The sequence below is a fragment of the Mycobacterium sp. TY815 genome (genome assembly GCF_030755135.1).
In the GTDB taxonomy this organism is placed as follows: Bacteria; Actinomycetota; Actinomycetes; order Mycobacteriales; family Mycobacteriaceae; genus Mycobacterium.
Genome location: NZ_JAUFRX010000003.1, coordinates 448,547 through 463,139, shown reverse-complemented (window position 1 = coordinate 463,139; position 14,593 = coordinate 448,547). Strand labels below are relative to the sequence as shown.

The window sequence follows — 14,593 nt, the reverse complement described above, 5'->3', positions numbered from 1 at the left end:
GTTACCGCGCGCCGATCCGCGGGTCGAGCAGCTCGTCAACGCCGTCGGGCACGTAGGCGGGGTCGCTACCCAGGTCGATCTGCTTGTTGTCGGCGTCGACGAACACGATCCGCGGCTGGTAGGCGCGGGCCTCGGCGTCCTCCATGGTGCCGTAGGCGATCAGGATCACCAGATCGCCCGGGTGCACGAGATGCGCTGCGGCGCCGTTTATTCCGATGATGCCGGTGCCGCGTTCACCGGTGATCGCGTAGGTGACCAGGCGGGCGCCGTTGTCGATGTCGACGATGGTGACCTGTTCCCCCTCCAGCAGGTCGGCGGCGTCCATCAGGTCGGCGTCGATGGTCACCGATCCGACGTAGTGCAGATCGGCCTGAGTGACGGTGGCGCGGTGAATCTTCGACTTCAACATCGTCCGTAACATCAGTTCCTCCAATGGGATTGGGCGTCCGGCCCGGTAGTGGTGCCGGCGAGATCGCCGATTTGGATTGCCACATTGTCCAGAAGTCTGGTGGTGCCGAGCCGGGCCGCGATCAGCAGCCGGCCGGATCCGTTGGTGGGCACCGGGCCCAGGTCTGTGTCGCGCAGCTGCAGGTAATCGACCTCCAGTTCGGGCGTGGCCTGCAGCACCGCATTCGCCGCGTCCAGTGCGGCCTGGACGCCGTAGGTCGCGGCGTGCGCGCCCGCGCTGAGCGCCGCCGAAAGCGCCACGGCCGCTTCGCGCTGCGCCGGGTCGAGGTAGCGGTTGCGCGACGACATCGCCAGCCCGTCGCGTTCCCGGACCGTCGGCACGCCCACCACCTGCACGTCGACGTTCAGGTCGGCCACCATCTGCCGGATCAGCACCAGCTGCTGGTAGTCCTTCTCGCCGAAGAACGCCCGGTCCGGCCGCACGATCTGCAACAGCTTGAGCACCACGGTAAGCACACCGGCGAAATGCGTTGGGCGAGCTCCACCTTCGAGCTCGGCGGCCAGCGGCCCGGGCTGCACCGTGGTGCGCAATCCGTTGGGATACATGCTCGACGCCGAAGGGGCGAAAACGATGTCCACACCCTCGCCGCGCAGTAGTTCCACATCCTGGTCGAGGGTGCGGGGGTATGCGTCGAGATCCTCACCCGCGCCGAATTGCAGGGGGTTGACGAAGATCGACACCACGACCACCGAGCCCGGCACCCGTTTGGCGGCGCGCACCAGCGTCAGGTGACCTTCGTGCAGCGCTCCCATGGTGGGCACCAACATGATTCGCCGGCCGGTGTGCCGCAATGCTCGGGTGACGTCGGTGACGTCGGAAGGCGCCGAATACACATTGAGTTCGCCCGGCATGAACTTGCGGGGTTGCCCGGCCCTCATCGTGCGAGCACCTCGACGACGTCGGCGGGAGCATGGGCACGCTGAGCCGTCCGCAGCGCATTCATCCGGTAGGTCTGCGCGAGTTGAGGGTCGGTGGCTTCGAGTGCGTGCAGGTGTCCGGCAACGGCGGCGGCGTCGCCGCGGGCCACCGGGCCGGTGAGCGCGGCCTGACCGCGCTGCAACGTGTTCTCCAGCGCTGCGCGCGCCAGCGGGCCCACGATGCGTTCGGCGATTCCCCCCGGCTGGTTGTCGACGCGCTGTCCCCCGCAAGCGGGAGGTTCCCCCAGCCCGAGCAGTTCATCGCCTTTCAGCGCGGCACGCAACGCCTCGAGTGCGTCTGCCAGCACCGTCACCAAGTGGTTGGACGCGTGCGCCAGCGCCGCGTGGTACAGCACGCGCGCGTCCTCGCGGACCGAGAACGGCTCTCCGCCCATCTCCAGCACCAGCGACTGGCCGATGGCGTATCCGACTTCGTCGGCGGCAGTGACGGCGAAGCACGTGCCGGCGAGCCGGGCGATGTCTTCATCGGAACCGGTGAATGTCATCGCCGGGTGGATCGCTACCGGAATGCAGCCCTGCCGGGTGAGCGGGTCCAGGATGGCGATTCCATTGGCTCCGGAGGTGTGGGCCACGATGGTGCCCGGTCGCACCGACGAGGTGGCCGCCAACCCGGCCACCAGGCCGGGCAGCTCACTGTCGGGGACCGCCAGCAGTAGTAGTTCCGCGCCGGCGGCGACCTCCGGCGGCGACAACACGGGGGTATCGGGCAGCCGGCGCTGGGCCCGCTGCAGGGATGCGTGGGATATGGCGCTGCACGCCACCACCACGTGGTCGACGCGCTCCAGCGCGACCCCCAACGCGGAGCCGACCCGACCGGCAGAGATGATTCCCACCTTCAGCCTGGCCGGGCGCAATCCGTCGAACTGCTCCATCGCAGACGACCTCACAGATTTCTTTCGTACGTTCCAGTCCCGCTGCTGGGGTACCGGACGGTCACTACGACTGTAGTCGATCCGTCAGACCGAGCACAGCGTGTCAGGCGTCACGCCGGCGGCGCCGGCCTCCACCGCTGGGCTGCACCTGGAATCTCGCCAGGAGGTCGGCAGCCGAGTGTCCACCGCTGTCCGGGTCGGCTTCGCTCTCGACCGGCTCCTCCGCGCTGCGATGCCGAGGCGCGGGCGGCGCCGGAGCGAGCCGGGGCGGCGGGGGTGCCGGCGGCGGCTCCGGAGCCGGCTCGGGTTGCGAGTCCCGGGGCCGTCCGAGGTTGCCGACACCGAAGTCGCGGTACTCCGCCGAATGGCGGGACCGCGAGCGGCGGCCACCGTACTGCGGCGGGGCCTCGTCCTGGGGTGCGCCGGCAGCGCTGACGTCCGCCTCGTTGGCGTCGTCGCGGTAGCGCCTTCTGCGTCCCTCGGACTCCGCGCGGGCCGGGGCGGGCGGGGCCTCCGCAGGCGCCCAGTGGCTGCCGGGCGTGCCTGGCGGCAACCACTGCCCCTCAGCCGAGACCGGTTGCCAGGCCGCCGGCTGCGGCTGGGGCTGGGGTTGCGTTTGCGGTTGCGGTGGCGGTTGGGGTGGCGGCGGAGGGGGTGGCGGTGGCGGCTGGAACTGCGGCTGCGGCTGCGGCTGGAAGTGCAGCTGCTGCGGCGGCGGTGGTGGCCGGTGTCGCGGCTGGTAGGGCCCGGCCGGCTGCTGGGGCGGCGGCGCATACTCCCGGGCGTTCACCGGTTGCCGCGGTGGCAGCAGCGGTTCCTCGGGGACATCGATGATCGCGACGTCCTCCTCAAGCGCCGGCTCCTCGTCCGGTTCGTCCTGGCGCACGGCGGTCACCCGGTCGCTGGCCACCCAATCGGCGGGCGGGCTCTCGCCGTTCTTGGCGGCGTTGGCCGACCGATCGGTCAGCGCCCGCGCCGCTTCCCGGTTGAGCGTCTCGAGGGCCGGACGGTGTTCGAGGTCGGTGTCGAACAGGATCTCCAGGTTGGTCCGCAACGCCGACAGTTCTGCCCGCAGAGCCGCGATCTCGTCGGCGGCCTGAGCCCGTATCTCGGCGGCCAGTTCGCGGCGCAATTGCGATTCCACCGTCAACTCGTACTCCCGGCGCGCCGAGATCTCGCGATCCAGCTGCAGGTCGTACACCAGCTTCATGTCGCGGGCCCGGGCCTGGTCCGCCTCGGCCTGACGTCGGTACAGCACCGACACGAAGGCGCCGGCCACGGCGGCCCACAGCGCCAGGATCACAGCGAGCTTGAGAAGTTCCACCCGATCGGTGAAAACCAGCGCGGAACTGGCCCCGATTGCCAGGACCAGCAACGTCGTCAAGAGCACCCACCCCGGCCTGCGGCCGCCGCGCCGGACCCGGGCGCCGCGGGACAGAACGGTCATGGCCCCTGACTGTACCCGTGCGAGGTCACTTGGCGTGTCGCGCCAGTCCGGCGATTCTCGGCAGGAGTCGCCGCACCGCCGGACCGGCTAGGTCTCGGCCCCTTCGCCGGGTTCACCGGAATCCTGCGGAGGCGACTTGCAGCAATGCTGCAGCCACATCGCCGCGATCACCAGCGCCAGCGCGCTGACCGCCGCCACCACCGCACCGCCGGTGTCCTCGGCGGCGGCGTGCATCCACGACCGTCGCGGCAGGAAGTACACCAGCACCCCCAGCCACCAACCCAGCATCACCGCGCCCACCCAGGCCGACGCCTTCGCGACAATCAGGCTGCGCGCCACCGCGAGCGGGTGCAACCGGCCGGGTGCGTCGCCGATCTCGCCGTCGCTGATCCTGGCGCGCACGGTGCGCGCCCACAGTGCTTCTGCGACGGCGACCACCAGCAGCGAAACCCCGCTCCACACCGTGATCGGCGGAAAGTACCGATACGACAGGGTGATGAGCAGGTAGCCGACGAACGCCGCGCCGAGCACCACGGCCGTGAGATCGCGCTTGCGGGTCGGGCCCATCAGGTGTCCAGTGCCAGCGCGGTCGGGCGCACCGCGTCGCCGTCGAGTTCGGTGAGCAGCTCCCGCACCGGCCGGGAGAGTTCGGCGGCCGGATCCACGTCCAGCCAGGGCACCAGCACGAACGCGCGCAGATGGGCCCGCGGGTGCGGCAGCGTCAGCTCGGGATCGTCGAGGGTGAGCTGACCGTGCGCTCCGTAGCAGGCGATCAGGTCGACATCGAGGGTGCGCGGCCCCCAGCGGACTTCCCGCACCCGTCCGGCGGCCTGTTCGATCTCGTGAGCCCGGCGCAGCCAGTCGTGCGGGTCGCGGGCCGGATCCTCGGCGATCAACACAGCGTTGAGAAACGGTTCCTGGTCCACCCCGCCCCAGGGGTCGGTCTCGTACACGGGTGAGACCGCGCGGACCGCGTCGCCGAGTCCGTCGACAACCGATTGCAGATGGGCCAGGCGATCACCCATGTTGGAGCCGATAGACAGCACCACTTGCGTCACCGGCGCCGCTCTCCCCCGCACACGCGCCTCATACGACCGAGCCCGCCGGGATCACCGATCCGCGGCCGCCGCGCCGCGACCGTCTGGTCACTACGGCCACGTCGTCGAGAGCCTGAGAGATGGGCGCTTGTGGCTTGTGCACCGTGACCTCGACGGCGTGCACGCGCTCGTCGGCGATCACCTGTTCGGCGATCTCGGCGCCGACGGTTTCGATCAGATTCCGTGGCGTTCCGCCGACGATGTCGGCGGCCAACTGTGCCAGCGCACCGTAGTCATAGGTGTCGGCCAGCTCATCGCTGGCCGCAGCGCGGGCCAGGTCGATCCAGACCGTGATGTCGATGAAGAAGTCCTGGCCGTCGCGCCGCTCGTGGTCGAAGACGCCGTGGCGGCCACGAACCTTGAGACCCCGCAATTCGATTCGGTCAGCCACCGGTCACCGCCCCTTCCGCACCCTGCCATGCCCGGACGACCTTGCGGGCGTCGACCGATGCCCGCACGTCATGCACCCGCACCCCCCAGACGCCGTGCCACATCGCCAATCCGGAGATCACCGCCGTCGCGGTCTCACGGCCGTCGGCCGGTCGCGGCGTGCCGTCGGGGCCGGCCAGCAAGCTACCGAGGAAGCGTTTACGCGACGCCCCCAGGAGCACCGGAATTCCGGTGTCCACCAGCTTGGGCAGGCCGTGCAGCAAAGCCCAATTGTGTTGGCCCGTCTTGGCGAAACCCAGCCCGGGGTCGATCAGCAGCTTGGCGGGGTCAACGCCTGCCGCGACCGCGTCGTCCACGCTGGCCAGCAGGTCGGCACGTACGTCGGCGACCACGTCCAGGTAGTCCGGTACCCGGTGCGGGTGGTCCCTCGATACCGGCCGCCAGTGCATCAGCACCCACGGCACTCCGGCCTCGGCCAGCAGCGGCGCCATGCCCGGGTCCGCCCGCCCGCCCGACACGTCGTTGACGATCCGCGCGCCGTTCTCCAGCGCCGCCCGCGCCACCCGTGCATGCATTGTGTCGATGCTGACCGTAAGTCCCTGCGCCGCAAGATTTTTCACGACCGTGACGACGCGTGCGGCTTCCACAGCGGGGTCCACCCGGGTGGCGCCGGGCCGGGTCGACTCGCCGCCCACGTCGATGATGTCCGCACCTTCAGCGGCCAACGCCAGTCCGTGTTCGACAGCACCGTCAGGATCCAGGTAACGCCCGCCGTCGGAGAACGAGTCGTCAGTGACGTTGAGCACCCCCATCACCTGCATGGGTGCCGAACTCACTTACGCAGGATGAGATCGAGCGCTTCCGCCCGGGAGGCGGCGTCGGACTTGAACTGACCACGCACCGCAGACGTCGTCGTGGTGGCACCGGGTTTGCGGACACCACGCATCGCCATGCACAGGTGCTCGGCCTCGACCACCACGATGACGCCGCGCGGGTCCAGCTTGTGCACCAGGGCGTCCGCGATCTGGCTGGTGAGCCGCTCCTGCACCTGGGGACGTTTGGCGTAGAGGTCGACCAGCCGCGCGATCTTCGACAGGCCGGTCACCCTGCCGTCCACACCCGGGATGTATCCGACGTGAGCCACCCCGTGGAAGGCCACCAGATGGTGCTCACAGGTGGAGTACATCGGTATCTCTTTGACGAGCACCAATTCATCGTGGTTCTCGTCGAACATGGCGTTGAGCACCGAGGTTGGCTCCGTATAGAGCCCGGCGAAGATCTCCCGGTAGGCGCGCGCGACCCGAGCCGGCGTGTCGCGCAGACCGTGCCGATCGGGATCCTCACCGACGGCGATCAGCAACTCACGAACCGCCGCCTCGGCACGCTCCTGGTCGAACGGCCTGGTGCCGGTCTCTGTGGATTCCAGCTGCGTCATCAAATGCTCCGTCGTTCAGCCGTGGGCCGGTGGGTTGGACCGAGTCACATCCTTGTCCAGCTGACCGGAATCGTCCTCGGCGTCGGACTCATCCGGGCCGGGGTAACCGGGAGCCGGTTGCGGCCGGCTGGAAGACGGCGGCGGCCAGCCGGGCGCGTGCCACCCTGCCGGGGCCCCGTAGTCGGGCTGGGTGGTGGCGTGCGAGCCGTTGCCTCCGCGCGAATTCGCACCGTCCCCGTTGCCCTTTTCCGCCTCTTCGGCTGCCTTATTGGCGCGCGCGATCGCCAATTTGAAAGCCGGCTCGGGCACCGGTTGCGGCCACGGCTCGCCCCGCTCGATGGCCAGTTCGCCGGGCGTCTTGATCGGCGGCTTGTCCGAGGGGATCCGGCCACCGAAGTCGTCGAACATGGTCAGCCGCGGGCGCTTCTCGACGTCACCGAAGATCGCTTCCAGCTCGGGCCGGTGCAGCGTCTCCTTTTCCAGCAACTCGCCGGCCAGCGTGTCCAGCACGTCGCGGTATTCGGTGAGGATCTCCCAGGCTTCGGTGTGCGCGGCCTCGATGAGCTTGCGGACCTCTTCGTCGATTTCGCGGGCGACCTCGTGCGAATAGTCCGGCTGGGTCCCCATGGTGCGCCCCAGGAACGGATCGCCGTGTTCGGTGCCGTACTTCACCGCGCCCAGGCGCGCGCTCATCCCGTATTCGGTGACCATCGCCCGGGCGACCTTCGTGGCCTGCTCGATGTCGGATACCGCGCCGGTGGTCGGCTCGCGGAACACCAGTTCCTCGGCTGCGCGCCCGCCCATCGCGAAGACGAGTTGGGCGATCATCTCCGAGCGGGTCCGCAGGCCCTTGTCCTCTTCCGGCACCGCGACGGCATGTCCGCCGGTGCGGCCGCGGGCCAGGATCGTCACCTTGTAAACCGGGTCGATGTCCGGCATCGCCCAGGCCGCCAGCGTGTGCCCGCCCTCGTGGTAGGCGGTGATCTTCTTCTCCTGCTCGCTGATGATGCGGCCCTTGCGGCGGGGGCCGCCGATGACCCGGTCGACCGCCTCTTCCAGCGCCGGGCCGGTGATGACGGTGCCGTTTTCCCGGGCGGTCAGCAGCGCTGCCTCGTTGATGACGTTGGCCAGGTCGGCGCCGGTCATGCCGACGGTGCGCTTGGCCAGGCCGTCCAGGTCGGCGTCCGGGCCGATCGGCTTGCCTTTGGAGTGCACCCGCAGGACGGCGCGGCGGCCGGCCAGGTCCGGGTTGGTCACCGGGATCTGGCGGTCGAACCGTCCCGGCCGCAACAAGGCGGGGTCCAGGATGTCGGGCCGGTTGGTGGCCGCGATCAGGATGACGCCGGCGCGGTCGCCGAAGCCGTCCATCTCGACCAGCAGCTGGTTCAGGGTCTGCTCGCGCTCGTCGTGACCGCCACCTAGGCCGGCGCCGCGCTGGCGGCCGACGGCGTCGATCTCGTCGACGAAGATGATGCACGGGCTGTTTTGTTTTGCCTGCTCGAAAAGGTCCCGGACGCGCGATGCGCCGACGCCGACGAACATCTCGACGAAGTCGGAACCGGAGATGGTGAAGAACGGAACGCCCGCCTCCCCCGCCACCGCGCGCGCCAGCAGCGTCTTGCCGGTGCCGGGCGGGCCGTAGAGCAGCACGCCCTTGGGGATCTTGGCGCCGAGGGCCTGGTACCTGCTGGGGTTCTGCAGGAAGTCCTTGATTTCGTAAAGTTCCTCGACAGCCTCGTCGACGCCGGCGACGTCGGCGAAGGTGGTCTTGGGCATGTCCTTGGACAGCTGTTTGGCTCGCGATTTGCCGAAGCCGAAGCCCATCCGGGCGCCACCCTGCATGCGGGAGAACATCACGAACAGCCCGACCAGCAGCAGCAGCGGCAACACGTAGACCAGCAGCTCGCCGATCAGGCTACCTTCGTTGACCACGGTGCTGACCTTGGCGTTCTTGGCGGTCAGCGCGTTGAAGAGGTCGACACCGTAGCCCGTGGGGTACTTGGTGATGACCTTGTCGGAGTTCTCGGTGTCGTTGTTGCCCTTTTTCAGGGTCAACCGCAGCTGTTGTTCGCGGTCGTCGATCTGTGCGCTCTTGACGTTGTCGGTGTTGATCTGGGTCATCGCCACCGAGGTATCGACGGGTTTGTAACCGCGGGTGTCATCGCTGAAGTAAAAGAACGACCAGCCGAGCAGCACCAGCACAGCAACTGCCGTAACGGTGCGGATCACGTTTCTACGGTTCATCAATCATCGGCCGTGGGGGCCAGGTCCTTCCGATAAACGCAGCTGGAAATGTCCAGGTTACCGCCCATGGCGATCGCAAGCTCCGGCAGAGCCGGAGCGCAGCGGGTCGCCACGGTTGTTCCCCGGCGATCGCAAGCTCCGGCAGAGCCGGAGCGCAGCGGGTCGCCACGGTTGTTCCCCGGCGATCGCAAGCTCCGGCAGAGCGGATCGCCTTTGTCTCTTGGTCAACGATCGGGAGTTCCCGGCCCGTCGCCGAGCGTGCGGCCAGCTTCACGTTCGGCGCCGAGCGTGCGGCCAGCTGCACGCTCGGCGGAGGGGCTACCCGTAGTAGCGGGCCTCGATCACATTTCCGTCGGGGTCGGCGAAGTAACAACCCTGCGGCGCCCAACCCCGGGCACCGAAGCTGTTGTTCAGTCGCGCGCTGGTGTCCACGCCCCGGGTCTGCAGCCGGCGGTCCAGCGCGTCGTACTCGTCCTTCGTCATGGCCAGGCAGACGTGGTTGACCGGATGGCCCGCACTGCCGGCAACCTTCGTCATCGCCTCGGTGTCGCCGGCGCCGCCGGCCGGCAGCAGGTCGATGATCGAGTCGTCGCAGACGCGCACACTCGGGAACGGCGCCTCGCCGGACCGAAACTCCTCGAACCGGACGGGCGCCAGGCCCACCACCGTGGTGTAGAAATCCATGGCCACCGCGGGGTTGTTGGTCCAGAGCACCACATGGTCCAGCTGCATGAGGCCATGATGCGCGGGGGTCCCGCCGATAACCACCGGCGGCCCCTTCTCAGGCCGGTGGCGGTGTGATTTGGTGAGACGATGGCCCTATCAACCGAACGGTTAGTTGACACCAACGGTGTGCGGTTGCGCGTGGTCGAGGCCGGGGAGCGCGGTGCGCCCGTCGTGGTGCTGTGTCACGGCTTCCCGGAACTCGCTTACTCCTGGCGACATCAGATCCCGGTGCTCGCCGACGCCGGCTACCACGTGCTCGCACCCGACCAGCGCGGCTATGGCGGCTCGTCGTGTCCGGCCGCGATCGAGGCCTACGACATCCACCAACTGACGGCCGACATCGCCGGCTTGCTCGACGACGTCGGCGCCCAGCGCGCCGCCTGGATCGGCCACGACTGGGGCGCCATGGTGGTGTGGAACGCGGGCCTGCTGCACCCGGACCGCGTCGCCGCCGTCGCCGCACTGAGCGTTCCGCCGGTGCCGCGCGCAAAGCGTCCGGTCACCGTCGCGCTCCGGCGCACGTTCGGCGAAAACTTCTTCTACATCCTGTATTTCCAGGAACCCGGTGTGGCTGACGCCGAACTCAACGGCGACCCCGCGCGGGTGATGCGCCGGATGATGGGAAGCCTGCAGCTCACCGGCGACCAGGGCGCGGCATTGCGGATGGTGGCGCCGGGACCTGAGGGTTTCATCGACCGGCTCCCGGAGCCCGAAGGGTTGCCCGACTGGATCAGTCAGGACGAAATCGACCACTATGTAAGCGAATTCACCCGCACCGGTTTCACCGGCGGACTGAACTGGTACCGCAATATGGACCGCAACTGGGAGACGACGCCGCAACTCGACAGCGCGAAGATCACGGTGCCCTGCCTTTTCATCGGCGGCACAGCCGACCCGGTGCTGGCGTTCACCCGCAGCGACCGCGCCGCCGAAGTGGTGAGTGGCCCCTACCGCGAGCTGATGATCGAGGGGGCGGGGCACTGGCTGCAGCAGGAGCGGCCCGCCGAAGTCAATTCCGCCCTGCTGGAATTCCTCAAAGGAGTGGAATGGTGAGTGCACCAATGCGTTTCGGAGTCTTCATCACCCCGTTTCACCCGACCGGCCAATCGCCGACGGTGGCGCTGGAGTACGACATGGAACGGGTGGTCGCACTGGACCGCCTGGGTTACGACGAGGCTTGGTTCGGCGAACACCATTCGGGGGGTTACGAGTTGATCGCGTGCCCCGAGGTCTTCATCGCGGCCGCCGCCGAACGCACCAAGCACATCCGGCTGGGCACCGGCGTCGTTTCGCTGCCGTATCACCATCCGCTCATGGTGGCCGACCGCTGGGTACTGCTGGATCACCTGACCCGGGGACGCGTCATGTTCGGCACCGGGCCGGGCGCGCTGCCTTCCGACGCCTACATGATGGGCATCGATCCGGTCGACCAGCGCCGGATGATGCAGGAATCGCTGGAGGCGATCCTGGCGTTGTTCCGCGCCGCGCCGGACGAACGGATCGACCGCCATACCGATTGGTTCACACTTCGCGATGCGCAGTTGCACATTCGTCCCTACACCTGGCCGTATCCCGAGATCTCCACGGCCGCAATGATCTCGCCGTCCGGACCGCGACTGGCCGGCGCGCTGGGCACCTCACTGCTGTCGCTGTCGATGTCGGTGCCCGGTGGATTCGCCGCGCTGGAGAACACCTGGGACGTCGTGTGCGAACAGGCCGCGAAGGCAGGACGCGCCGAGCCCGACCGCACCGATTGGCGGGTGCTGAGCATCATGCACATCGCCGACACCCGTGACCAGGCGATCGAGGATTGCACGTACGGGCTGTTGGATTTCGCCAAGTACTTCGGTGCCGCCGGCTTCGTCCCGCTGTCCAACACGGTCGAAGGGGCGCAATCACCGCGCGAGTTCGTCGAAGACTATGCGGCTAAGGGCAATTGCTGTATCGGCACGCCCGAGGATGCCATCGCGTACATCGAGGATCTACTGGAACGCTCGGGCGGTTTCGGCACCCTGCTGTTGCTAGGCCATGACTGGGCGTCGCCCCAGGCGACCTACCACTCCTATGATCTGTTTGCCCGCAAGGTGATTCCTCACTTCAAGGGCCAGCTCGAAGCGCCGCGGGCCTCCCACGAATGGGCCAGGGACAAACGCGAGGAACTCATCGGCCGTGCCGGTCAGGCTGTCGTGCAGGCGATTACCCAGCATGTGGCCGAGCACGACGGCGCCGCCAACTGATGCGCGCGTCGGTGTTGCGCGACGGGCGCATGGTGTACCGGGACGACGTCCCGGACCCGGTGCCGGGACCGGGACAGGTGCTGGTCGGGGTCCGGTGTTGCGGAATCTGCGGTTCGGACCTGCATTTCGCGGCACACGGTGCCGACGTGGTGGCGCTGAGCAATCAGCTGGCCCGGGGCCGGGGCGGCATGGACCTCGACCTTGGCCGGGACGTCTTCATGGGGCATGAGTTCAGCGCCGAAATCCTCGAGGCCGGACCCGATACCGAAACCCATCCGCCCGGCACCCTAGTGACGTCAGTGCCGGTAGTGCTGTCCGACAAAGGCGTTGAACCGATCGTCTTCAGCAACACCACGCTCGGCGGATACGCCGAGCGGATGTTGCTCTCGGCCCCGCTGCTGCTGCCCGTCCCGAACGGCTTGGACGCCAGGCATGCCGCGCTGGCCGAACCGATGGCGGTGGGATTGCACGCGGTGAACAGGTCCAAGATCGAGGCGGCTGAAACCGCACTGGTGATCGGCTGCGGACCGATCGGCATCGCCATCATCGCGGCGCTGCGAGTGCGCGGGGTGGAACATATTGCGGCATCGGACTTCTCGCCCAAGCGGCGCGAGCTGGCGGCCACCATGGGCGCCCACCAGACGGTCGATCCGGCACAGGGGTCGCCGTTCGACAGCGTCAAAGCACGGGTGGTCTTCGAGGCCGTCGGGGTACCCGGCATCATCGACGACATCATGTGGCGCGCCCGCAACGGCACCCGGCTCGTCATCGCCGGCGTGTGCATGCAGCCCGACACCGTGCATCCGTTCTTCGGCATCGCGAAGGAGATCAGCCTGCAGTTCGTCAACGCCTACACACCCGAGGAGTTTGCCGACTCGTTGCGTGCGATCGCCGAGGGCCTGATCGACGTCGCACCCATGATCACCGGCGAGGTCGGATTACAGGACGTCGGAACGGCATTCGACGATCTAGCAGATCCGGAGCGGCACTGCAAGATCCTGGTGACGCCGTAGAGTTCATCCCGCAAACGGTGGCCGGGTCATCACCGTCGGGTGGAACCCGTAACGCGGAGCGTTCGCGGCAGCTGCGCCGCGGCCCAGACCACCGGTTAGCGGCATGCCGCCGAGCAGGTGTTGGCTGGGCAATGGAGCCGCGGCCGCGTTGGCGCCCGCGCCGCTGAACGGCAATGCCGATACCCGGCCGAGACCGGGGGTGCCGGCCGCCCACGCATTGGGCACCGATAGGCCTCCAATCTGTGCGGCGGTTCCGATCCCGCCCAGTCCCGGGAGGACCGAGGGCGCCGGGATGGCAGCAGGCAGCGCCTGCAATGCCTTGGCGCCCTCGGATGCGGCGTGCGGCAGCAGGGACGTGCCGAGTCCGTGGATGTCCCTGAAGACGGTTGCGAAGAGCCTGACCGGAGAAACCAGCCTGATGAAGGCGTCGACACCCGTGCTGCCGTCGATGGTCGCCGACCCCGTCAGACCCTCCACCACGTCGCCGAGGAGGCCGGCCACCACAATCCCGTCACCGTTGGAGTTCCAGGTGTGCCCCGTCAGGCCCAGTGCCGCAGCGGGATTGCTGAGCCAGGGCGGCGCATTGGTGAAACCGGCCATGGTTAGCAGACTGCTGGGCAGGGTGTTCATCAATTGCTGCAGCGCCAGGGTGTCGCCTGCCGCGGCGCCGCCAACGGCTTGGCCCACTGCCGCCGCCTGAGCCGCCAAGCCCGACGGTGTGGTGGCGGTTTGCGGTGGGACCAACTCGGGGAGCGCCGCCGCCGCAGCCGACGCGCCGGCGTAGCTGTACATGGTGCTGGCGTCCTGCGCCCACATCTCGGCATAGTCAGCCTCTACCACGGCGATCGCCGGAGTGTTCTGGCCGAAGATGTTGGTGGCCACCAGAGTTGCCAGTAATGCGCGGTTCGCCGCTACCTCCACTGGCGGCACCGTGCCGGCGAATGCGGCCTCGTAGGCGCTGGCTGCCGCGGCCGCCTGGACACCGGCCTGCTCGACCTGCGCGGCGGTGGTGCTCAACCATGTCAAGTGTGGCGAGACCGCAGCGGCCATGGCCGCCGATGCGGGCCCCAACCAGGGACCTGCGGTAACGCCGGACACCAACGACCGATACGACGCCGCAGTGCTGTGTAACTGCGCGGCAAGGCTTTCCCAGGCAGCGGCCGCCGTCAGCATCGGTCCCGAACCCGGACCGGAGTACATCAAGGTTGAGTTGACCTCCGGCGGCATCAGCGCGAAACTCATAACCATCCCCCGCTAGGCGATCGTCGCCGCGTTGGCGGCCTCGGTATCGGCATACGAGCCGGCGGAGACGGCCAAGGTGGTGGCCAGCTCGTCCTGAACGGCGGCAGCCTGAGCGCTGATGACCTGATAGAGCTTTGCGTGCGCGGCGAACTGGGTAGCGGTCAGTACCGAAACCATGTCCGCCGCAGCAGGTACTACCCCGGTGGTCGGTGCTGCCGCGAACTCGTCCCCACTGCGCGCCACGGCGTTGATCGATTGCAACTCACCAGCGACTCCGGCCACGATCTCTGGCCGTGCGATCACTTGTGACATGTTTCCTCCCGTAAATGCATGTTGTGGAAGCAATTTCCCCCGTTGTCAGCTCACTGACGGCGACGCCGCACTCCTACGCCCGAACGTCTGCGAAGCGGCCACTGGCCAGGCTATGGGAGCCCCCCGCTGGCAACACAAGGCTTCTCGCGGCCTGTTCATCGTCGAGTTGAC

General features: G+C 68.3%; 16 protein-coding genes. 3 read left to right on the top strand and 13 right to left on the bottom strand.

What is annotated here, in order from left to right:
* Nucleotide 1: 1 nt before the first annotated feature.
* From panD to QXK92_RS27930, 11 genes are all read right to left on the bottom strand, one after another.
* A complete protein-coding gene (gene panD, locus QXK92_RS27980) occupies nt 2-421 on the bottom strand; it encodes an aspartate 1-decarboxylase (RefSeq protein WP_306247241.1) in 420 nt (139 codons plus the stop codon).
* Nucleotides 421-1,347: a pantoate--beta-alanine ligase gene (gene panC / locus QXK92_RS27975; protein WP_306247239.1), complete on the bottom strand. Its 927-nt coding sequence runs from the start codon at nt 1,345-1,347 to the stop codon at nt 421-423. Before panC ends, panD begins: the two co-directional genes overlap by 1 nt.
* Nucleotides 1,344-2,279, bottom strand: a complete 936-nt coding sequence (locus QXK92_RS27970) for a Rossmann-like and DUF2520 domain-containing protein (RefSeq protein WP_306247237.1) — start codon at nt 2,277-2,279, stop codon at nt 1,344-1,346. The genes panC and QXK92_RS27970 overlap by 4 nt, the downstream gene beginning before the upstream one ends.
* Nucleotides 2,280-2,382: 103 nt before the next feature.
* A complete protein-coding gene (locus QXK92_RS27965) occupies nt 2,383-3,726 on the bottom strand; it encodes a DUF6779 domain-containing protein (RefSeq protein ID WP_306247235.1) in 1,344 nt (447 codons plus the stop codon).
* An 87-nt stretch (nt 3,727-3,813) separates the two neighbouring features.
* Nucleotides 3,814-4,293 carry a DUF3180 domain-containing protein gene (locus QXK92_RS27960; protein WP_306247233.1) on the bottom strand — a complete coding sequence of 160 codons (480 nt, stop codon included), beginning with the start codon at nt 4,291-4,293 and terminating at the stop codon, nt 3,814-3,816.
* Complete coding sequence (gene folK, locus QXK92_RS27955; RefSeq protein WP_306247231.1) at nt 4,293-4,784, bottom strand: 2-amino-4-hydroxy-6-hydroxymethyldihydropteridine diphosphokinase; 492 nt, start codon at nt 4,782-4,784, stop codon at nt 4,293-4,295. Before folK ends, QXK92_RS27960 begins: the two co-directional genes overlap by 1 nt.
* A gap of 28 nt (nt 4,785-4,812) precedes the next feature.
* On the bottom strand, nt 4,813-5,214 hold the full coding sequence (gene folB, locus QXK92_RS27950; protein ID WP_306247229.1) for a dihydroneopterin aldolase: 402 nt from the start codon (nt 5,212-5,214) through the stop codon (nt 4,813-4,815).
* Nucleotides 5,207-6,049, bottom strand: coding sequence for a dihydropteroate synthase (folP, locus tag QXK92_RS27945; RefSeq protein WP_306247227.1), 843 nt, complete (start codon nt 6,047-6,049; stop codon nt 5,207-5,209). The genes folB and folP overlap by 8 nt, the downstream gene beginning before the upstream one ends.
* Nucleotides 6,046-6,648, bottom strand: coding sequence for a GTP cyclohydrolase I FolE (folE, locus tag QXK92_RS27940; protein ID WP_306247226.1), 603 nt, complete (start codon nt 6,646-6,648; stop codon nt 6,046-6,048). The genes folP and folE overlap by 4 nt, the downstream gene beginning before the upstream one ends.
* 15 nt (nt 6,649-6,663) lie before the next feature.
* Complete coding sequence (gene ftsH, locus QXK92_RS27935) at nt 6,664-8,892, bottom strand: ATP-dependent zinc metalloprotease FtsH (protein ID WP_306247224.1); 2,229 nt, start codon at nt 8,890-8,892, stop codon at nt 6,664-6,666.
* Nucleotides 8,893-9,210: 318 nt separating this feature from the next.
* Nucleotides 9,211-9,624 carry a VOC family protein gene (locus QXK92_RS27930; RefSeq protein ID WP_306247222.1) on the bottom strand — a complete coding sequence of 138 codons (414 nt, stop codon included), beginning with the start codon at nt 9,622-9,624 and terminating at the stop codon, nt 9,211-9,213.
* Between the two features lie 81 nt (nt 9,625-9,705).
* On the opposite strand from QXK92_RS27930, the gene QXK92_RS27925 reads away from it, so the two are divergent.
* Genes QXK92_RS27925 through QXK92_RS27915 form a run of 3 tightly spaced genes read left to right on the top strand, consistent with a single transcriptional unit; the run spans nt 9,706 to nt 12,868 of the window.
* Entirely contained in the window at nt 9,706-10,671 is a 966-nt protein-coding gene (locus QXK92_RS27925; protein ID WP_306247220.1) for an alpha/beta fold hydrolase, read from the top strand.
* Complete coding sequence (locus QXK92_RS27920; RefSeq protein ID WP_306247218.1) at nt 10,668-11,855, top strand: LLM class flavin-dependent oxidoreductase; 1,188 nt, start codon at nt 10,668-10,670, stop codon at nt 11,853-11,855. Before QXK92_RS27925 ends, QXK92_RS27920 begins: the two co-directional genes overlap by 4 nt.
* Nucleotides 11,855-12,868 carry a zinc-binding dehydrogenase gene (locus QXK92_RS27915; protein WP_306247216.1) on the top strand — a complete coding sequence of 338 codons (1,014 nt, stop codon included), beginning with the start codon at nt 11,855-11,857 and terminating at the stop codon, nt 12,866-12,868. Before QXK92_RS27920 ends, QXK92_RS27915 begins: the two co-directional genes overlap by 1 nt.
* Nucleotides 12,869-12,871: 3 nt before the next feature.
* On the opposite strand, the gene QXK92_RS27910 is transcribed toward QXK92_RS27915, so the two are convergent.
* Complete coding sequence (locus QXK92_RS27910; RefSeq protein WP_306247214.1) at nt 12,872-14,116, bottom strand: PPE family protein; 1,245 nt, start codon at nt 14,114-14,116, stop codon at nt 12,872-12,874.
* Nucleotides 14,117-14,122: 6 nt separating this feature from the next.
* Complete coding sequence (locus QXK92_RS27905) at nt 14,123-14,422, bottom strand: PE family protein (protein WP_306247213.1); 300 nt, start codon at nt 14,420-14,422, stop codon at nt 14,123-14,125.
* Between the last annotated feature and the right edge of the window lie 171 nt (nt 14,423-14,593).